The sequence below is a fragment of the Roseovarius indicus genome, from assembly GCF_008728195.1.
GTDB classification, from domain to species: domain Bacteria; phylum Pseudomonadota; class Alphaproteobacteria; order Rhodobacterales; family Rhodobacteraceae; genus Roseovarius; species Roseovarius indicus.
This window is the reverse complement of the sequence record NZ_CP031598.1, coordinates 501,953-520,605: the sequence shown is the minus strand read 5'-3', so window position 1 is coordinate 520,605 and position 18,653 is coordinate 501,953. Positions and strand designations below refer to the sequence as shown.

Here is an 18,653-nt window from a genome sequence, read left to right as displayed (position 1 = left end):
CAATGACCCTCCAGTTCCTCATCACCGCCCTCGTCGTCGTCATCGCCCCCGGCACCGGGGTCATCTACACGCTCGCCATCGGCCTCGGCCGGGGCCGCCGCGCCTCCGCCTTCGCGGCCCTTGGCTGCACCTTCGGGATCGTCCCGCATATCCTCGCGGCCACACTGGGCCTCGCCGCCGTGCTCCATGCCTCCGCGCTGCTCTTCCAACTGGTGAAATTCGCGGGCGTCGCCTACCTGCTCTACCTTGCCTGGCACGCGCTCAAATCCGACGGCGCCCTCTCCGTCCGCCCCGAGGCGCGGGCCGAGCCGGGCCTGACGATCGCCCGCCGCGGCGCGCTCATCAACATTCTCAACCCCAAGCTCTCGATCTTCTTCCTGGCCCTCCTGCCGCCCTTCCTGTCGGGCAACCCGGCCACGGCGACGGCCGAGATGCTGGGCCTCGGCGCCGTCTTCATGGCGCTCACCCTCGCGGTTTTCCTGCTCTACGGGCTTTTCGCCGCCGCCGCCCGCGATCGGCTGCTCGCCTCGGAACGCATCATGCGCTGGCTCGGCCGCGGCTTCGCCGCCATCTTCGCGTCCCTCGCAGGCCGCCTCGCCCTCGAACGTGCCTGACCACGACCCAGCCAGCCCTTGAACCCATCCCGCCCGGGCTCTACACCCTCCCCATCACGTCACGCCCGGATAGCTCCTTGACCGAAATCCCCCGCACGCCCCTCCTGCTCGGCTTCGCCGGCCTTCTCCCCTTCGTCTGGAGCGTTCTGACCGTGCTCCAGCCGGGGCTGGCCGAATGGGGCGCGCGTACGCTTGGCCCACGCTTCGCCGGGGCTTACGTGATGCTGTTCTACGGGGCGATCATCCTCAGCTTCATGTCGGGCGTCCTCTGGGGCTTCGCCACGCGCCTGCACGGCGCGCGCGCCACGACCGGCTACATCCTGTCGGTGCTGCCCGCGCTCTGGGCCTTCTTCACCACCGGCGGCGGCGTCACCTCGGCGGGGCTCTCGCTTATCGCGGGCTTCATCGCCATCCTCGGCATCGACTGGTTTTTCTGGAGGCAGGGGGCGGCGCCCGACTGGTGGATGCAGCTGCGCATCCTGCTGACCATCGTCGTCACCACCTGCCTCGCGATCGGAGTGATCTTCTCATGAGCACCGACAAGGAAACCCTCGCGGCCTATGCGGCCAAGATCGACGACTACGTCCGCATGACCGACGAAGCCCCCGACGACCCCCAGCTGGCCGCCTTCATCGGCGCCCTGCCCTCGGGCGCCCATGTGCTCGACCTCGGCTGCGGCCCGGGCTGGGCGGCGGCGCAAATGGCGGCTGCGGGCCTCACCGTCACCGCCACCGACGCCGCCCCGGAAATGGTCGACCTCGCCAGCCGCTCCCCGGGCGTCACCGCCCGTGTCGCCAGTTTCGACGACATCACCGAGACCGATGCCTATGACGGCATCTGGGCCAATTTCTCCCTCCTCCACGCCCCGCGCGACGCCATGCCCCGCCACCTCGCCGCGCTCCGCCGTGCGCTCAAACCCGGCGGGCTCTTCCATATCGGCATGAAAACCGGCGTAGGCGCGCATCGCGACGCGCTCGGCCGTCATTACACCTATTACACCGACGAGAAGCTGCACGACCTCCTCACCGACGCCGGCTTCACCCCCTTCTCCTCGCACACCGGCACCGACAAGGGCCTCGCCGGCACGATGGACCCCTGGATCACGATCGCCGCCCATGGCTGAGCTCTTCGCCTATACCGACGGGGCCTGTTCCGGCAATCCCGGCCCGGGCGGCTGGGGTGTCCTCCTGCAGGCGATGGAGGGCGACAACGTCGTCAAGGAACGCGAGCTCAAGGGCGGCGAGGCCGAGACCACCAACAACCGGATGGAACTCCTCGCCGCGATCCACGCGCTCGAGGCGCTGAAAACGCCCTCGCCCATCACCATCGTCACCGACAGCGCTTACGTGAAAAACGGCGTCACCGGCTGGATCTTCGGCTGGAAGAAGAACGGCTGGAAGACCGCTGCGAAAAAGCCCGTGAAGAACGCCGAACTCTGGCAACGCCTCGACGCGGCCCAGGCGCGCCACAAGGTCACCTGGGAATGGGTCAAGGGCCACGCCGGCCACCCCGAGAACGAACGCGCCGACGAACTCGCCCGCGCCGGCATGAAACCCTTCAAACCGGGCAAGGGCTGAGCCCGGGCTTTCACTGTTCTCCAAATACTCGATACGCCCCGCCCCGACGCAGGCGCCGCGCTTTGAGTATTTCCGGAACAATGAAAGTGCAGGCGCCCGCCCGGCCTATTTCCGGCGCGCCCAGTAGGTCTGGTAAAGCCAGATCAGCAGAAGCGCCCCCAGCACGGCCCCGATCAGCCCGCCCAAAAGCCCCGCCACCGTCAGCAGCACCTGCAACACCAGCCCGCCGATCAGCGCCCCGGCGATACCGATCCCGATCGTCGGCAGGATACCGGCCTCGATCTTCATGATCCGCGTCGCGAGAAACCCCGCCGCGGCCCCGATGATGATCAGGTAGATGACAGACATCGGCTCCCTCCTTACCTGCGTTTGCGCCAATGGGTCGGCACGATGATCAACGCACCGATGGACGAGAGGATCGCGTCCACTCCCGGGGCGCCGAAGCGGAACCCGAACATGATCCGCACGAAGTAGAACAGGAACGCCCCGCCGACGCAGATGATGATCGAGGGCAGGTAGCCGTTCCGCGTGAACCCCGACTTCTCGCTGACATAGCCCACGATCCCGGCAATCACGACCGTGCCGAAAAGCTGCAGAAACATGCGCGACCCCTCTCTACAACCGCGTGCCGCGGGGCAGCTTCGTGCCGCGCAGGAACTCGGCGGCATCCTGCGGCCCCCGGCCGGCCCGTTGCAAGCGCAAAACCTGCACCGCGCCCTCACCACAGGCCACCGTCAGCGCATCGTCGAGCACCTCGCCCGGCGCGCCGGCCCCTTCGGCCAGGCGCGAGGCCAGCAGCTTGATCCTTTGGCCGTCATAATCGGTCCAAGCACCGGGAAAGGGGGAAAGCCCGCGGATCTTCCCGTCGACCTCCGTCGCCGGCGCGGCCCAGTCAACCTTCGCCTCGGCCTTGTCGATCTTGTCGGCATAGGTCACGCCCTCCTCTGGCTGAGCCTCTGGCACCAGCTCGCCCAGCCCCGCCAGCGCCTTCACGATCAACGCCGCGCCCATCGCCGACAGCCGGTCATGCAGCGAGCCGGTCGTGTCCTCCGCCCTGATCGGCGTCGCCTCCCGCAACAGAACCGGCCCGGTATCGAGCCCCGCCTCCATCTGCATGATGCACACGCCCGTCTCGGCATCGCCCGCCATGATCGCCCGGTGAATCGGCGCCGCCCCCCGCCAGCGCGGCAGAAGCGAGGCGTGAATGTTCAGACAGCCATGCTTCGGCATATCCAGCACCGCCTGCGGCAGGATCAGCCCGTAGGCCACCACCACCGCAACATCCGCGTTGAGCGCCGCGAATTCCGCCTGCTCCTCGGCCCCTTTCAGCCGCTCCGGATGCCGCACCTCCAGCCCCAGCGCCTCGGCCCTTGCATGCACCGGCGTCGGCCGGTCCTTCTTGCCCCGGCCCGCCGGGCGCGGCGGCTGGCAATAGACGGCCGCCACCTCGTGCCCGGCCTCCACCAGTGCGTCGAGCACCGGCACCGAGAAATCGGGCGTTCCCATGAATACCACGCGCATCGGTGTCCCTTTCCTCACGTAAGGTGGATGCCAACCCACCGCCCGGATGTCCGGCGCCGTAGGGTGGGTGCCAACCCACCTCTCACCACCACCCGCCTACCCGGCTTTCTTCGCCTTCCGCAACAGCATGTCCCGCTTCACCTTGCCCAGCCGGTCAAAGTAAAGCCGCCCGTTCAGGTGGTCGATCTGGTGCTGCACCGAGGTCGCCCAGAGCCCGACGAAATCGCGCTCCTCCACCTCGCCCGCCTCGTTCAGAAACCGCACCGTCACCGCCCGGGGCCGCTTCACCTTGGCCGACACACCCGGCAAGTTCGGGCTCGCCTCTTCATGCTCGCGCAGTTCGATACTGGCATGCAGAACCTCGGGGTTGGCCATCCGCACAGCCTTCCCCCGCTCCGACGACGCATCCACCACAGCCAGCCGCAGCATCACGCCGATCTGCGTGGCCGCCAGCCCGACGCCGGGCATCGCCTCCATCGTGTCGATCATGTCGTTCCAAGTCGCGCGGATCTCGTCGGTGATGGCGTCCACCGGCTCCGCCGCACGGCGCAACCGCCCGTCGGGCCAGGGCAGACAGCGCCGAACGCTCACACCCGCGCCTTTTCCCGCTTCAGCTTCTGCATCCGGCGGGTGATCATCTGCCGCTTCATCGGCCCGAGGTAATCGATGAACAGCTTGCCGTTTAAATGGTCGATCTCGTGCTGCACGCAGGTCGCCCACAGCCCGTCGAACGTCTCCTGCTGCTCATTGCCGTCAAGGTCCATCCAGCGCACGTCGACCAGCTTGGGCCGCGTCACCTCGGCAAACTGCTCGGGGATCGACAGGCAGCCTTCCTCGTAGACGTTCTTTTCATCCGAACTGGCCACCACCTCTGGGTTGATCAGCACCATCGGCCGCGGCGTCTCGTTCTCTTCCTTCACGCAATCCATCACCAGCAGGCGATCCATCACGCCCACCTGCGGCGCCGCCAGGCCGATGCCCGGCGCGTGGTACATGGTTTCCAGCATGTCGTCGGCCAGCGCGCGCAGCTCGTCCGAGACATCGCTCACGGGCGCGCACACCTTTTTCAGGCGCGGATCGGGGTGAATGAGAATAGGCCGTTTCATGCGTGTTCATTTAGGCGATGGCCGCGCGAGGCGCAACGCCCCTTGCACCCGGGCCTCAGTGAGATAGCTTCCCGCGCAAGAGCGAGCAACCGGAGGCCCCATGAATTTCGACGATCCAACCGACCCGCACGGCACCAACGAGTCCACCGGCGACGGGCACGCGTCCTCTTCCGGTGCCGCCTCCGAAACGAATTTCGACGAGCCGATCGACCGCCGCGGCACCAACGCCACCAAGTGGGACAAGATGGAGGCCTATGGCGGCGTTTCGCCCGAGGATGGCATCGCCATGTGGGTCGCCGACATGGATTTCCGCGCGGCGGACGTCCTGCAGGAGGCCGTTCAGGGCCTTCTGGAAAAGGCCAATTACGGCTATTTCGCCTCCGACGCCAAGGCCATTCAGGCCGCCGCCTGGTGGATGAAGGAACGCCACGGCTGGGCGGTCGACCCCGACTGGATGACCAGCACGCTGGGCCTCGGCCACGCCATCGCGCTCCTGCTCGAAACCTTCACCGACCCGGGCGACGAGGTGATCATCTTCACCCCCGTCTACCACGAGTTCACAAACAAGACGAAGAACGCCGGCCGGGTGGTGCACGAGTCGCCGCTGGTCATCCGCGACGGTATCTACCACATGGATTTCGACGCGCTGGAAGCCGGCCTGACGGGCAAGGAAAAGGCCGTCCTGATCTCCTCGCCCCACAACCCGGCAGGGCGCATCTGGACGGTCGAGGAACTTCAGCAGCTCGCCGCGTTCTGCGAAAAGCACGACCTGCTGATGATCTCCGACGAGATCCACCACGACCTCGCCTTCCCCGGCAACAGCTACACCCCCTTCATGGTGGCCGCGCCAGAGGCCGCCCATCGCACCATCGTGCTGACCGCCGCGTCCAAGACCTTCAACATCGCCGGGGCGCGCAACGCCGCCGTGACCATCCCCGAGGCGGAAAAGCGCAAGAAATTCCGCCACGCGCTGCTCGTCCACCAGACCCAGCCCAACCTGCTGGGCGTCGAACTCACCGCCGCCGCCTACACGCCGCGCGGCGCCGAATGGGTCGACGAGCTGGTCCCCTACATCGCCGGCAACGCGCAGGTCTTCAACGATGGCGTCGCGCAGATCCCCGGCGTCGTGCCAATGCCGATGCAATCCACCTATCTCGCCTGGGTCGATTTCGCCAATACCGGCCTGTCGATGGAAGACGTCCTGCGCCGCGTCCATGAAGACGCCCGGCTTGTTCCCTCCGTCGGCGGCTTCGGCACCGGGGGCGAGACCTTCCTCCGCTTCAACATCGGCACCCGGCGCGCCAACGTGGAAGAGGCCGTCTCGCGGCTGCAAGACGCCTTCTCCGACCTGCAATGATCCGCTGGGCGCTGCGGGCGGCCGTTCTGGCCGCCCTCATCCTCGGCGGGGTCATCCTCTGGCAGCGCTATGCGCCCCCGCCACCGCCGCCCGCGCCGCTGCCGCCCCTCACCGAACAGATCGACCGGATCGAGATCGACAAGGCCGCGCGCCGCCTCACCGTCTTCAAGGGCGGCGAAGCCTTGCGCAGCTACCCCATCGGCCTCGGCCGTGACCCCGAAGGCCCCAAGACGCAGCAAGGCGACGGCCGCACGCCCGAAGGCACCTTCCGCATCGACCGCCGCAACCCCAACAGCAAGTACAACCTTTCTTTGGGCATCGACTACCCCCAGCCCGAACACGTGGCCCAGGCCCGCGCCAGGGGCGTCTCCCCCGGCGGCGATATCTTCATCCACGGCCAGCCCAACGCCGTCAAAGGCCTCCGCACCCTGCCCGGCGACTGGACAGCGGGCTGCATCGCCGTGGCGGATACCGTGATAGAGGAACTCTGGCGCATCGCACCCATCGGCACGGAGGTGGTGATCCGGCCCTGACCCGGGCCGGCCCCGTCTCAGCCGATCCGGATCAGCCCTTGCCGATCAGCGCCACAGGCGCGTTCTCCGGCTTCTCGAAATCGACCGGCTGCTCGCCCGTCGCCTCGGTCATGCGCTTGTATTCGAACCGCATCTGGTCGCCGTCTTCCTCCGACGCCACGATCAGGCATTGCGACAACAGCGTCGGCCCGTCGTACAGGTCGACCATGCCCCGCAAATGATCGGCCACCGCCAGCTCCAGCGCGAACCCGTCATCCCACGCCTCGAGCACGCGGAACGTCTCCTCCCCCGCCTGAACACTCAGCCGTTGGCTCTTTTTCAGCGCCCGCTTGCGGGCGTCGTCCAGCCCCGCCTGGACCTCCGGCGGCAGATACGTTGTCATGATGCACCCAGTCTTCGAAATACCGACTCGGTATCTAGCGTGTAACTGCCGATTCTCAAAAGATAATTCGGAAGCTACCGGGATTCTTCATGAAACTGTCGCCTTTGGCCTGAGAACATGCGGGATCGCGGGGTCGTAAAGGGCACTGTCGGTAAAGTCCGAAATCTCTCCCAGGACCGGCCCCACGAGGATCAGCGCCGTGCGCGTGATCTTCTCGTCGCGCACCTTGCTGCGGATGTCCGACAGCGTCCCGCGAATGAACATCTGGTCGGGCCAGCCCACCCTGTACGCCACCACCACCGGGCAATCCGCGCCATAATACGGCACCAGCACCCGCTCGATTTCCCTGAGCGCGCGAACCCCCAGATGTATCGCCAGCGTCGTCCGCGTCCGCGCGAAATTCTCCAGCGTCTCGCCCTCGGGCATCGAGGTCGATTTCATGCTCACCCGCGTCAAGACAATCGACTGGCCCACTTCCGGCACCGTCAGTTCCTGCCCCAGCGCGGCTGCGGCCGCCGCATAGGCCGGCACACCCGGAATGATCTGGTAATCGATCCCGTCACGGCGCAGCCGCCTTATCTGCTCGGCAATCGCCCCGTAGAGCGACGGATCGCCCGAATGCACCCGCGCCACATCCTCGCCCCGCCGATGCGCGGCCACGATCTCGGCATGGGTGTCGTCCAGCGTCATCGGCGCGGTGTCCATCACCCGCGCCCCCTCCGGCGCACAGGCCACCACCTCCGCCGGCACCAGGCTCCCGGCATAAAGGCACACCGGGCATTCCCCGATCACCCGCTCCGCCTTCTTGGTCAGCAACTCCGGGTCGCCCGGCCCCGCCCCGATGAAATAAACCGTCATGCGCCCAGAAGCCCCTTCAGCTGATCGTTCAGATAGTAACAGATGCACACCTTGCCGCCGCCGCCATGCTCGCCCATGAAGACGCCATCGGCGTTCGAGATATAGGCGCAGATCGCCAGGTAATCCTGCAGCTTTTCCTCATCCACGGGCCCGCCCCGGCTCAGCAATTCCTCGATCTCCTGCCGCTCGCCGAATTGCTGCACGGCCCAGGCGGCCTGCTGCATCGGCTCCACCACATCCGGATGCCCCCAGCCCCACATGAAGCTGCCATCGTTGGAATAGGTCCCGATCACCTGCGCATCCGCCGCCACCTCCGGCGCATCCCCGAAAGACCAGACAATCCGTCCCTTCTTCTGGTTCACCCGGAAATCTTTCGCCTCTTCCAGCCGTTTCGCAAAATCAGACCCGGCCATCCGCGTGTTCAGGAAAAACCGCGCGTTCACCGCCATCTGCCTGAAGCTTTCCGGCAATTGCGTCGCCCCGGCATCCGACATGCGCCCGGCAAACTCGAGCAATATCTCGTTCATCCCGCGCCCTCCTTCTGCGCCAAGTCGCCGTCGATCTTCCGCGCATAGCCCCGCGGCGTGAACATCCTTGGCCCCTCGCCCAGCTGCGCCAGCCGCGAATTGCTCGACCCCACCAGAACCACGGTCAGCATATCCACCTCGTCGACCTCCAGCTCATCCAGCCGCCGATAGCGCACGTGCTCCTCCGGCCGCCCCAGCGAGGTGGCCAGCATCACCGGCGTCTCCCCCGGCCGATGCTGCAACAGGATATCCCGCGCTTCCGCCAGCAATGTCCGCCGCGTCTTGCTCACCGGGTTGTAGAAGGCGATCACGAAATCCCCCTCCGCCGCGGCGTGCAGCCTGCGAATGATGTCATCGCGCGGTGTCAGCAAATCGCTCAGGGAAATCGTACAGAAATCATGCCCCAACGGCGCCCCGGCCCGTGCCGCCGCCCCCTGCAACGCACTCACGCCGGGCGAGCACACCACCTCGACCCGCCGCGCCGCATCGCTCACACCCTGCGCCGCCGCGTCCCGATCCAGCAACTCGAACACCAGCGCCCCCATCGCGTAAATCCCGGCATCGCCCGAGCACACCAGCGCCACATTCTTCCCCAGCCCCGCCTGTTCCAGCGCATACCGGCACCGCGCCTCCTCGCCCCCCAACGGGAAATCCGACCGCTCCTTGCCCGCCGCCAGCGGCCCCAGCAGGTCGATATACAAACCGTACCCCACCAGCTCATCCGCCTCGGCAATGAGCTTCGACACCTCCGGCGTCCGCCATGTCGCCTGCCCCGGCCCGATCCCGACAACCGACAGGCGCCCCCTGGCCCGCCCCGGCATCTCCGTCAGCGGCGTCTCGCACCGCCCCACCGCACAGGTCGCATTCGCCGTCTTCCGCTTCTCGACAACCAGCGCCCCGCCACAAGCCAGCGCCGCCCCTTCCGAGACGCCATGACACCCCACCTCGGCAAACACCACCTCGGACGGGTGCGCCAGCTTCGGCGTCTCCGCCTCCAGCTCCTCCGCGGTAAACAACCTGAGCGGCACCCCCAGCCGCCGCGCCACCTCGTTCATCGCCGGCTCGTCCGCCTTCAGATCGATCGTCGCCACGCACGCCACCGCCCCCGGCGCAATCCCGGCCTCTTCAAGCGTCGCCCCGACCAGCCCCCAAAGCTCCTCCGGGTCGGCATTCCGCGCACAGCCCACGCCGACAACATGCCGCTGCGGATGATAAACCAGCCGCTCATCGCCCCCGTCCGCGGGCGCCTCGCTCACGACCAGCTCGACCGAACCGCCCGTATCCTCGACGCCAAAGATATTCTCGCCCACAACAGACACACCCGCCCCGGCCAACATCGCCGCCATCGCCGCCTTCGCATCGCCCGGGTTCGCCAGCCGATACCCCTCGGGCGGCGCATCCAGCGCCACGCCCATCGCCACGTCCCCCGCCGTCGTCACCGCCGCGAGACCACCCAGCCCCTCGGCAATCTCCGCCGCCAGCCGGTTCGCCCCCCGGTGCCCGCCCAACAGCGGCACCACGACACCCCCGTCATCCGACACGGACACCACCGGCGGCTCCGCCCGCTTGTCCGACAACATCGGCGCCACCGCCCGGATCAGGATGCCACTCGCACAGACGCCCACAACAGGCACGCCCGCCGCAAACAAATCCCGCGCATGATCCAGCGCATTCCCGAAAAACGCATCCGCCCGGCCCACACGCCCCTCACGCCCATGCACCTGCGCCCTCAACAGCGCCGCCACGCGATGCGCCACATCCTCTCCCGACCGGCTCAGCGCCAGAACTACCGGTGTCACAGCCATGGATCGGCCCCTTTCGTCAGCAAGATCATCGAGAAATACGGCGCCTTCTCCGGCGCCTCCGCCAAGGGGCAAACCACCTCGCCCGGCAGGCTCGCGCGCTCCACGTAAACCGCCTGCCCGCCATACCCGAGGCTCTCGATCACCCCTCGGATCTTCGGCAAATGCCGCCCCACCTTCATGATCACCACGCTCTCCGCCCCCTCGATCCGCGCCCTGAGTTCCTCCTCGGGCAGCGGCCCCGGCAACACCGTCACCCGCTCGTTCCTTGCCGCCAGCGGCATCCCGGCCCTCGCCGCACAGGCGGTCACAGACGTCACCCCCGGCACCACCTCCACCTCGAACCGCCCCGACAAGCGCGCGAACAGGTACATGAACGAGCCGTAAAAGAACGGATCCCCCTCGCAGAGGCAAACCACATCCTCCCCCGCCTCCAGCGCCCCCGCGATCTCCTCGGCCCCGACATCATAGGCCACCTGCGCCGGCCCGCGCTCGGTGGTCATCGGCACATCCATCACGATCTCCCGCACGCCCGGCGCAAACGCCCCCGCCGCGATCGACCGCGCAAAACTCTCCGCCCCCGCCAGCGCCGGATAAGCCACCACCGTCGCACCCGAAATCAACCGATGCGCCCGCAAGGTCATCAGCTCCGGATCCCCCGGCCCCAGCCCGACCCCATACAAAACGCCGCTCAAGAGACACACCCCCAAGCTTCTTCTTGGCCCAAATATCCCCGCCGGAGGCATCCCCCACTCTCAGCGAGCGCCGTCATATGAAGAAGACGCGCCAACCTCATCGCTTGATCAGGCTCCACTGCGTCACCGGCATCAACGGCCGCCACCCGGTCAGCCGCCCCACGGGCTCGGCCCGCGCCACGCTGATCTTCACCAACTCCCCGCCAAATTCCTTGTGCAGGTCCAGCAAAACCGCCTCGCTCTCCAGCGTCACCGCGTTGCACACCAACCTTCCCAAAGGCCGCAATGCCGCCCACGCCGCCTCGAACACCTCGCGGCTCAAGCCCCCGCCGATGAACACCGCATCCGGCGCCTCCAGCCCTTCCAGCGCTTCCGGCACGTACCCGTCAATCAGCTCCAGCTTCGGCACGCCCAGCGCCAGCGCATTCGCCGCCGCCATCGCCCGCCGGTCCGCCCGCGGCTCGATCCCCACGGCCCGCGCATACCGCGCCCCGCGCATCCACTCGACCGCCACCGATCCGCACCCGGTCCCGATATCCCACAACAGCGCCCCCCGCATCGGCATGAGCTTCGACAGCGTCACCGACCGGACTTCCTGCTTGGTCATCGTCCCGTCATGCTCGAACAGCTCATCCGCCAGCCCCGGCACCCGCGGCAATAGCGCAGCATCCGGTGCGGCCACACACTCCACCGCCAGCGTGTTGAAGGCCGGCACCTCATGCGCCCAGCTCTCCGCCACCCCGTCGAACCGCGCCTCGTCCTGGCCACCCATCGCCGCCAGAACCGTCATCCTGGACTTCCCGAACCCCCGCTCGGTCAGGAACGCGGCAATCTTCGCCGGCGTCTCCGCCCCGGTGGTCAGGATCAGCAACCTCGCCTGCGGCTGGATGAACGCGATCATCTGCTCCACGGGCCGCCCGTGCACCGTCAGCGTCTCCACATCCGCAACGCTCCACCCCATCCGGGCCGAGGCCAGCTGAAAGGCAGACACCTGCGGATGATAGGTGATCTCGGAGGGATCAATCGCCCGCCCGATCCGTGCGCCCACGGAAAACCACAGCGGATCCCCCGTCGCCAGCACCACCACCCGCCGCCCCTTGAAGGACATCAGCAGATCGATCAGCGCATCGAACGGGCTCGGCCAGGCCACCCGCTCCGCCGTCACCGCCTCCGACAGCTTGTGATGCCGGTCGCCGCCGACAATCACCTCCGCCGCCTCGACAACAGCCCGCGTCGCCGGCAGCAACCCGTCCATTCCATCTTCGCCGATCCCGACGATATGCAGCCACGGCTCCGCCATGCTCACTCTCCCCAAATCACCGCGAGGCGCGCCTGCAAGGGCACGACGAGCAGCGCCGCCATCACGCGCGCCCCTCCGGTATCCCCGCCGCCAGCGCATTCACCGCCGCCGACGCCATCGCCGACCCGCCGCGCCGCCCGCGCAGCGCCACGAATTCACACCCCCGCGGGTTCCCCGCCAGTTCCGCCTTCGACTCGGCCGCCCCGACAAACCCCACCGGAAACCCCAGGATCACGGCAGGCTTCGGCGCCCCCTCGTCGATCAGCTCCAGCAAATGAAACAACGCCGTCGGCGCATTCCCGACGGCCACCACGGCGCCCTCAAGCCGCTCGGCCCAAAGCTCCACCGCCGCCGCCGAGCGCGTGTTCCCGATCCCCGCCGCAATACCCGGCACCTTCGGATCGTTCAGCGTCACGATCACCTCGTTGTCGCGCGGCAGATACCGCCGGATGATCCCCGCCCCCACCATTTCGCAATCGCAAAGCACCGGCGCACCGGCCTGCAACGCCGCCTGCCCCGCCTCGTAGGCACCCTCCGAAAACGCCAGCCGATCCGCCACCTCGACCATGCCGCAGGCATGGATCAGCCGGATCGCCAAAGCCTCCATTCCCGGCCCGAACCGGTCCAGCCGCGCCTCCTTGCGGACGGTCGCGAAGCTCTCGGCATAAATCGCCTGCGGGTTCTTCTCGTAGGGGCGCACTGATCTGGCCTCGGCTCTCTGGAACGCCGGATACCGCTCCGGCAACGCAACTTTCAAACGGGCGAACCGCCCGCCTCAGGCCTTCGTCTTCCGCGCGCTCTCCGGACCCAGCGGGTGGTCGGCATGCGGATAGGCGGCGTGGTGGTGATGGTGATGATCGTGGCCATGGTCGTGGTGATGGTCATGATCATGTTGGTGGTGCTCATGCCCATGGTCATGATGGTGATGATGGTGCCCGTGATCGTGATGATGATGGTGATGATGCCCCGCCATCTCCAGCCGGCACAGCCCCGTGCAGAACGTGCTGCACAGCTGGCAATCCTCCACGTTCGACCCCGGCGCCGACGCGCCCTGCCCCTCGACATGGTGGTGATGGCTCTCCTGAACCGCCCCCACCTCGGCCTCGAAGCCCAGCACGGCGGTGCGATACTTGCACATGACACAAGTCGGCGGCGGCGTGTCGCTGAACGCCGGATGCCCCCGCCGCTCCTCGGCCGAGATCTCCACAACCTCTTCGCCTTCCAGCGCCAGAACCTGTGTCCGGTAGGGGCATGTCCCGCAATTGGGCGGCGGCACGGCGCCCACCTGCTCCCTCACCCGCTCGGCAAAGGTTTCCAACACCTGCGGATGATCGCCCAGATACCCGGCCTTCACGAACTCGATCCCCGGATACTCCCCCGCAACCTGGTCGGTAAACCCATAGATCCGGTCGATCAGGATCCCCGAAAACAGGAAATACGGAAACACCACGACCCGCTTGTACCCAAGCTTCACCACGTGCTGCAGACACGGCTCCACCAGCGGGAAGGTGACGCCCGAATAGCCCACCTCGCACCAGCCGAACCCCATCCCCTCCTGCAACAGCCGCGCAATCTTCGACACGTTGGCATTGGCATCCGGGTCCGACGCGCCGCGCCCGATCACCACCAGGCAGGTGTCGTGCAGGCTCACCGCGCCATGCTCGGCATCGGCCCGGTCCAAGGCCTCCCGCACCCGCGAGCCAGCAGCCGCCACCATCTTCGGGTCGACCCCCAGCTCCCGGCCATAACTCACCGATATCCCGTGCTTCGCCGCATAGGTGTTCAGAACCGTCGGAATGTCGTTCTTCGAATGCATCGCCGCGAACAGCATCCCCGGCACCGCCAGGATGCGCTCGCAGCCCTTCTCCCGCAGCCGGTCCAGCCCGTCGCGGATCACCGGGTTGGCGAACTCGAGATAGCCGTATTCCATCTCCCACTCCGCCGGCAGAAGCGGCGGCAGCTTCTCGGCCAGCGTCGCGAACTCGTCCACCGCCGACTGGCTGCGCGAGCCGTGGCCACAAATCATCACCCCGGTCTTGACCATCTGCCTCACGCCTCCTGCGGCTCGGCGTCGGCATCCTCGTCCTCGGCCTCTGCCTCAGGCTCCTCGCTCTTCCGGCCCTTCAGCCCGGCCCAAAGCCCGATGGCAATCGCCGCCCCGATCGCAGCCGCACCCAGCCAGTGGCCGTGCCCGGCCACCTCGGCCAGATGCCCCGGATGCGCCTCGGCGGCGCCCGCGGCCATGATGGCGGCAACAAAAACGGCAAATCTCATGAGGTATCCCCCTTGTCCAAACGTCACGTACCGGCCCGGTCGAAAAGGAGAACACTGACGACCTGAAGCTTGGCCCCCGGATTGGGTCGGCCGCCCTTCACACACCTTTCCGGCCCGCTCTCCGGGCATCGTCTTGCCCCTCTATAGGCGGCAGGCGCCGCCCGCGCAAATCAAGAATCGGCACGACCGGTTCCCGAACCGACATGTGCGGCCCCGCACGACCCCTGCGCGCCCCGCCCCCTGTTCGCGGAACCGCCCCCGGCCTAATTCGTTCCCCAAATGAAAGGAGGCCCCAGATGGGATTGCTCGTAGAAGGTGAATGGAAAGACCAGGGGTACGACACCGAATCGCACGGCGGTAAGTTCGTCCGGTCCGAAACCAAGTTCCGCAACTGGATCACCGCCGACGGCTCCGCCGGCCCCTCGGGCGAAGGCGGCTTCAAGGCCGAAAGCGGCCGCTACCACCTCTATGTCTCGCTGGCCTGCCCGTGGGCCCACCGGGCGCTCGTCTTCCGGGCCCTGAAAGACCTCGAAGACCATATCGACGTCTCCGTCGTCCACCCCGACATGCTGTCGGAAGGCTGGGAACTGCGCTCCGACTACCCCGGCGCCACCGGCGACAAGCTCTACGGGCTCGACTACCTGCGCGAGCTCTACCTCAAGGCCGATCCCAAGATCTCGGGCCGCGTCACCGTGCCGGTGCTGTGGGACACCGAGCGCGAAACCATCGTCTCCAACGAAAGCGCCGAGATCATCCGCATGTTCAACTCGGCCTTCAACGACATCACCGGCAACACCGACGACTACTGGCCCGAGGAACTGCGCGACAAGATCCAGCCGGTCAACGACCGCATCTACGACACCGTCAACAACGGCGTCTACAAATCCGGCTTCGCCACCTCGCAGGAAGCCTATGACGAGGCGGTCCACCCGCTCTTCGACAGCCTCGACTGGCTCGAACACCGCCTGTCGAACAGCCGCTACCTGATGGGCGAGACGATCACCGAAGCCGACTGGCGCCTCTTCACCACGCTCGTCCGCTTCGACCTGGTCTACCACACACACTTCAAGTGCAACCGCAACCGGATCATGGATTACCCCAACCTCTGGGGCTACCTGCGCGAGCTCTACCAGTGGCCCGGCGTCCGCGACACGGTCAACTTCGACCACATCGTGCGCCACTACCACATGAGCCACAAGACGATTAACCCCTACGGGATCATCCCGATCAACCCGCAACCCGACTTCGACGCCCCCCACGACCGGGGCTGACCGGGCCGCACCGGCGCAGTCCGGTACCTGAAACCAGAAAGAAGCAGCCCCCCGCCCCCGCTTCTTCTGGCCCGAAATATCCCGGGGGAGGCGTTGAAACTCTTGAGAGTTTCAACGGCGGGGGCAGCGCCCCCTCCCACGGAGCAACAAAAAAGGCCGGCCCCGATCAAGGCGCCGGCCTCTCCATGATCACGAAACCCCTCAGACCTCCGGGTTGTTGCCGGTCTCGTCATCCTCTTCCATTCCGGCGGTATCGTCCGGGTCGTCGCTGCCGGCGCCATCCTCGGCATCGGTCACCGAGTCCGAGGCGCCCCGGGCGCCCTCGCCCCAGCCATCCTCGATCCCGTTGGGCGTCTCGCCGGCGCGGCCGACATCGATGTCGTTGCCCGGGTTGCCGACGGTGCCGTCGGCGCCCGGCGCCCCCTCGGCCCCGGCAGCGCCATCCGCGCTGGCCTGGCCGCCCGGCGCCTCGCCGCTGGCCCCGCCATTGCCGTTGTCGCTGCCATTGCCGCCGCCATTGCCGTTGCCGCCGGGCTCGGCCTGGGCCACGCCTGCACCGGCCGTGGCGAAAACCCCGGCCAGCGGCGCCGCGGTCACGGCCGCCATGCTTGCGGAAAGAAGAAGTGTCTTGAGTGTCGGTTGCATAGGTGCCTCCCTTCAAAGTACTGCTTGCCTAGCCCGACACACCTGTCCCCGGCCCCCTGCCGTTGCAATGACCCCGCCCCGCACCGGCCGGATACCGCTGGAAACCGGCCCCGCCACCGGCGGGAAAATGTCGACCCGACCGGCGCCGCGCGCCACCGGCGCCATCCTGCGCATTTTGCAGGCCATTTTCCCCGCCCGAATCCCTTGACGCCCCGCATCTTTGGCCGTAAAGACCCCCAACGGATTTCGGGGCGCCGCCTTTGGTGGTGCCCGTTTGTATTGAACGGGGCCGCAGAGCGCCCCCGGCCCAAGACGAGGATGACCCCATGTCGCGCGTGTGCGAACTGACCGGAAAGAAGCCGATGGTTGGCATGAACTCCAGCCACGCCAACAACAAGACCAAGCGCCGGTACCTGCCGAACCTGAACGATGTGACCCTGCAGTCCGAAACGCTGGGCCGCGGCATCAAGCTGCGGATCACGGCCTCGGCCCTGCGCAGCGTCGACCATCGCGGCGGCCTGGACGCGTTTCTTGCCAAGGCAAAAGACGACACGCTTTCGGCCAACGCGCTGAAAGTGAAGAAAGAGATTGCGAAGGCACAGGCGGCCAACGCCTGAGGGTAACGAGTACCTCGAAGGCTTAGCAGCGGCCCCGCCCAATCGGCGGGGCTTTTCTTTTTCATGTTTTTCGCAACCGTTGCCACGCCGGGCAGCGCCCGACCGCGGGTGGGCGCACCCACGCCAGAGTTGGTTGATTTATCGCGCAGCCTACATCCGACGATGGCTCTGCATGTCTCCATCGCAGAAACGCCCGCCCGGGGGGCGGTCGGGCGCTGCCTATCGTGAATTGCCTCGCAATTCACTTGCGGCAGGCGATTGCAAGCAATCGCCGATAGCCCGGCGGCGAGCCCCTGGCTCGCCTTGATTCCGGGCGTTGGGGCACTTCCCTCACACCCCCAGCACTTCCTCCACCCAGGCCGGCACCACCTTGCTCGCCGGCCCGTGCCGCATCTCGCCGAAATCCTCCGACGCCGCCGACCGCTCGAGGTTCAGCTCCACCGTCCGCGCGCCATAGGCCCCCGCCATCTGCCCGAAGGCCGCCGCCGGATACACCTGCCCCGACGTCCCGATCGCCGCGAAGATATCCGCCTCCGCCAGCTCCCGGTCGATCCGGTCCATGTGATAGGGCATCTCCCCGAACCACACCACGTCTGGCCGCACCGCCCTCGCCCCGCAGGCCGGGCAGGCATCCTCCACCGACATCTCCAACGGCGCCTCCCACCGGTGCCCGCAGCCCGCGCACAGCGCCCGGTCAAGCTGCCCGTGCATGTGCAGCACGTTCCGGCACCCGGCCTTCTCGTGCAGCCCGTCCACGTTCTGCGTCACGATCAGCACCTCGCCGCCCAACGCCTCCTCCAGCCGCGCCAGCGCCAGGTGCGCCGGGTTCGGCACCGCCTCCGCCGCATGCGCCCGCCTTGCATTGTAGAACTCATGCACCAGCACCGGATCGCGGGCGAACCCCTCCGGCGTCGCCACATCCTCCAGCGCGTACTGCGTCCACAGCCCGCCCTCGTCCCGGAACGTCCCCAGCCCGCTTTCGGCCGAAATCCCCGCCCCCGTCAGGATCACGATCTTTTCCATGCCCCCTGCTTGCCCTATCAAGGACCCCATGACCACCCGGATTCTCTTCGTCTGCCTCGGCAATATCTGCCGCTCGCCCACCGCCGAGGGGGTGTTCCGCACGCTGGCCCCCGACACCGAAACCGACAGCTGCGGCACCAGCGACTGGCACGTCGGCGAGCCGCCCTATGCCGAGATGCAGCGCGCCGCCCTCGCCCGCGGCTACGACCTCTCCGACCTGCGCGCCCGCCAGTTCACACCCCATGACTTCACCCGCTTCGACCTGATCGTCGCGATGGACGCCTCGAACCTCGACGCCATCGAGGCCCGCCGCCCCACAGGCAACGCCACCCCCGTGCGCCTTTTCACCGACTACGCCCCCGAGGCCGGCATGGATCACGTCCCCGACCCCTACTACACCCGCGATTTCGACGGCACGCTCGACCTGATCGAAAAAGCGGCACGCGGCCTCAAATCGAGCCTCTGAGCCCGCTCTTTTCAGGAAAGCCGAAACATCCTTTCAGCGCCGGAAAAAACACCGGCCGCCCCGGCACGCGCCCCTTGTCCGACGC

Annotated in this window: 25 protein-coding genes; 9 read left to right on the top strand and 16 right to left on the bottom strand. The window is 67.3% G+C overall.

The features are described 5' to 3' along the window. Window positions 1–2: 2 nt before the first annotated feature. The 4 genes from RIdsm_RS02565 to rnhA all read left to right on the top strand — a co-directional run bounded on the left by RIdsm_RS02565 (window position 3) and on the right by rnhA (window position 2,191). Window positions 3–614 carry a LysE family translocator gene (locus RIdsm_RS02565; RefSeq protein WP_057821437.1) on the top strand — a complete coding sequence of 204 codons (612 nt, stop codon included), beginning with the start codon at window positions 3–5 and terminating at the stop codon, window positions 612–614. A 77-nt stretch (window positions 615–691) separates the two neighbouring features. Beyond that, window positions 692–1,147: a DUF3429 domain-containing protein gene (locus RIdsm_RS02560; protein WP_057821439.1), complete on the top strand. Its 456-nt coding sequence runs from the start codon at window positions 692–694 to the stop codon at window positions 1,145–1,147. Then, a complete protein-coding gene (locus tag RIdsm_RS02555; RefSeq protein ID WP_057821441.1) occupies window positions 1,144–1,737 on the top strand; it encodes a class I SAM-dependent methyltransferase in 594 nt (197 codons plus the stop codon). Before RIdsm_RS02560 ends, RIdsm_RS02555 begins: the two co-directional genes overlap by 4 nt. Next, complete coding sequence (gene rnhA / locus RIdsm_RS02550) at window positions 1,730–2,191, top strand: ribonuclease HI (RefSeq protein WP_057821442.1); 462 nt, start codon at window positions 1,730–1,732, stop codon at window positions 2,189–2,191. The genes RIdsm_RS02555 and rnhA overlap by 8 nt, the downstream gene beginning before the upstream one ends. Window positions 2,192–2,296: 105 nt before the next feature. Here rnhA and RIdsm_RS02545 read toward each other — a convergent pair whose 3' ends face one another. The 5 genes from RIdsm_RS02545 to def (RIdsm_RS02525) all read right to left on the bottom strand — a co-directional run bounded on the left by RIdsm_RS02545 (window position 2,297) and on the right by def (RIdsm_RS02525) (window position 4,818). After that, window positions 2,297–2,539: a GlsB/YeaQ/YmgE family stress response membrane protein gene (locus RIdsm_RS02545; RefSeq protein WP_057821444.1), complete on the bottom strand. Its 243-nt coding sequence runs from the start codon at window positions 2,537–2,539 to the stop codon at window positions 2,297–2,299. An 11-nt stretch (window positions 2,540–2,550) separates the two neighbouring features. Beyond that, window positions 2,551–2,793, bottom strand: a complete 243-nt coding sequence (locus tag RIdsm_RS02540) for a hypothetical protein (protein WP_057821446.1) — start codon at window positions 2,791–2,793, stop codon at window positions 2,551–2,553. A 13-nt stretch (window positions 2,794–2,806) separates the two neighbouring features. Continuing rightward, window positions 2,807–3,712 (bottom strand): methionyl-tRNA formyltransferase, encoded by a 906-nt coding sequence (gene fmt, locus RIdsm_RS02535; RefSeq protein ID WP_057821448.1) that lies wholly within the window; start codon window positions 3,710–3,712, stop codon window positions 2,807–2,809. A 96-nt stretch (window positions 3,713–3,808) separates the two neighbouring features. After that, entirely contained in the window at window positions 3,809–4,303 is a 495-nt protein-coding gene (gene def / locus RIdsm_RS02530) for a peptide deformylase (protein WP_057821450.1), read from the bottom strand. Further along, window positions 4,300–4,818, bottom strand: a complete 519-nt coding sequence (gene def, locus RIdsm_RS02525; RefSeq protein WP_057821452.1) for a peptide deformylase — start codon at window positions 4,816–4,818, stop codon at window positions 4,300–4,302. The genes def (RIdsm_RS02530) and def (RIdsm_RS02525) overlap by 4 nt, the downstream gene beginning before the upstream one ends. A gap of 100 nt (window positions 4,819–4,918) precedes the next feature. Between def (RIdsm_RS02525) and RIdsm_RS02520 the strand changes: the two genes are divergently transcribed. After that, the gene (locus tag RIdsm_RS02520) at window positions 4,919–6,175 is read left to right on the top strand and encodes a MalY/PatB family protein (RefSeq protein WP_082647564.1); all 1,257 of its coding nucleotides are present in this window, start codon (window positions 4,919–4,921) and stop codon (window positions 6,173–6,175) included. Then, on the top strand, window positions 6,172–6,708 hold the full coding sequence (locus RIdsm_RS02515; RefSeq protein WP_057821454.1) for a L,D-transpeptidase family protein: 537 nt from the start codon (window positions 6,172–6,174) through the stop codon (window positions 6,706–6,708). The genes RIdsm_RS02520 and RIdsm_RS02515 overlap by 4 nt, the downstream gene beginning before the upstream one ends. A 31-nt stretch (window positions 6,709–6,739) precedes the next feature. On the opposite strand, the gene RIdsm_RS02510 is transcribed toward RIdsm_RS02515, so the two are convergent. The 9 genes from RIdsm_RS02510 to RIdsm_RS02470 form a co-directional block, all read right to left on the bottom strand. Continuing rightward, on the bottom strand, window positions 6,740–7,090 hold the full coding sequence (locus RIdsm_RS02510) for a hypothetical protein (protein ID WP_057821457.1): 351 nt from the start codon (window positions 7,088–7,090) through the stop codon (window positions 6,740–6,742). A gap of 87 nt (window positions 7,091–7,177) precedes the next feature. Further along, window positions 7,178–7,948: a precorrin-4 C(11)-methyltransferase gene (gene cobM / locus RIdsm_RS02505; protein WP_057821459.1), complete on the bottom strand. Its 771-nt coding sequence runs from the start codon at window positions 7,946–7,948 to the stop codon at window positions 7,178–7,180. Next, window positions 7,945–8,475, bottom strand: coding sequence for a DUF6882 domain-containing protein (locus RIdsm_RS02500; protein WP_057821461.1), 531 nt, complete (start codon window positions 8,473–8,475; stop codon window positions 7,945–7,947). The genes cobM and RIdsm_RS02500 overlap by 4 nt, the downstream gene beginning before the upstream one ends. Beyond that, window positions 8,472–10,280, bottom strand: a complete 1,809-nt coding sequence (cobJ, locus tag RIdsm_RS02495) for a precorrin-3B C(17)-methyltransferase (RefSeq protein WP_057821463.1) — start codon at window positions 10,278–10,280, stop codon at window positions 8,472–8,474. Before cobJ ends, RIdsm_RS02500 begins: the two co-directional genes overlap by 4 nt. Beyond that, window positions 10,271–10,972 carry a precorrin-2 C(20)-methyltransferase gene (gene cobI, locus RIdsm_RS02490; protein ID WP_057821465.1) on the bottom strand — a complete coding sequence of 234 codons (702 nt, stop codon included), beginning with the start codon at window positions 10,970–10,972 and terminating at the stop codon, window positions 10,271–10,273. The genes cobJ and cobI overlap by 10 nt, the downstream gene beginning before the upstream one ends. Before the next feature lie 97 nt (window positions 10,973–11,069). Further along, window positions 11,070–12,272: a bifunctional cobalt-precorrin-7 (C(5))-methyltransferase/cobalt-precorrin-6B (C(15))-methyltransferase gene (locus RIdsm_RS02485; RefSeq protein WP_057821467.1), complete on the bottom strand. Its 1,203-nt coding sequence runs from the start codon at window positions 12,270–12,272 to the stop codon at window positions 11,070–11,072. Between the two features lie 61 nt (window positions 12,273–12,333). Continuing rightward, the gene (locus RIdsm_RS02480) at window positions 12,334–12,972 is read right to left on the bottom strand and encodes a precorrin-8X methylmutase (RefSeq protein WP_057821469.1); all 639 of its coding nucleotides are present in this window, start codon (window positions 12,970–12,972) and stop codon (window positions 12,334–12,336) included. Window positions 12,973–13,047: 75 nt separating this feature from the next. Beyond that, entirely contained in the window at window positions 13,048–14,316 is a 1,269-nt protein-coding gene (locus RIdsm_RS02475; RefSeq protein ID WP_057821471.1) for a sirohydrochlorin chelatase, read from the bottom strand. 5 nt (window positions 14,317–14,321) lie between these two features. Further along, window positions 14,322–14,546, bottom strand: a complete 225-nt coding sequence (locus tag RIdsm_RS02470; protein ID WP_057821473.1) for a DUF6732 family protein — start codon at window positions 14,544–14,546, stop codon at window positions 14,322–14,324. 296 nt (window positions 14,547–14,842) lie between these two features. Between RIdsm_RS02470 and RIdsm_RS02465 the strand changes: the two genes are divergently transcribed. Continuing rightward, complete coding sequence (locus tag RIdsm_RS02465) at window positions 14,843–15,817, top strand: glutathione S-transferase family protein (protein ID WP_057821475.1); 975 nt, start codon at window positions 14,843–14,845, stop codon at window positions 15,815–15,817. A 201-nt stretch (window positions 15,818–16,018) separates the two neighbouring features. Here RIdsm_RS02465 and RIdsm_RS02460 read toward each other — a convergent pair whose 3' ends face one another. Beyond that, entirely contained in the window at window positions 16,019–16,423 is a 405-nt protein-coding gene (locus RIdsm_RS02460; RefSeq protein WP_217625282.1) for a hypothetical protein, read from the bottom strand. 365 nt (window positions 16,424–16,788) lie between these two features. Between RIdsm_RS02460 and rpmB the strand changes: the two genes are divergently transcribed. Further along, on the top strand, window positions 16,789–17,079 hold the full coding sequence (rpmB, locus tag RIdsm_RS02455) for a 50S ribosomal protein L28 (RefSeq protein WP_057821479.1): 291 nt from the start codon (window positions 16,789–16,791) through the stop codon (window positions 17,077–17,079). A gap of 330 nt (window positions 17,080–17,409) precedes the next feature. Here rpmB and RIdsm_RS02450 read toward each other — a convergent pair whose 3' ends face one another. Continuing rightward, entirely contained in the window at window positions 17,410–18,102 is a 693-nt protein-coding gene (locus RIdsm_RS02450) for an NAD-dependent deacylase (protein ID WP_057821482.1), read from the bottom strand. A gap of 28 nt (window positions 18,103–18,130) precedes the next feature. Between RIdsm_RS02450 and RIdsm_RS02445 the strand changes: the two genes are divergently transcribed. Continuing rightward, window positions 18,131–18,568 carry a low molecular weight protein-tyrosine-phosphatase gene (locus tag RIdsm_RS02445; protein ID WP_057821484.1) on the top strand — a complete coding sequence of 146 codons (438 nt, stop codon included), beginning with the start codon at window positions 18,131–18,133 and terminating at the stop codon, window positions 18,566–18,568. Window positions 18,569–18,653 lie beyond the last annotated feature (85 nt).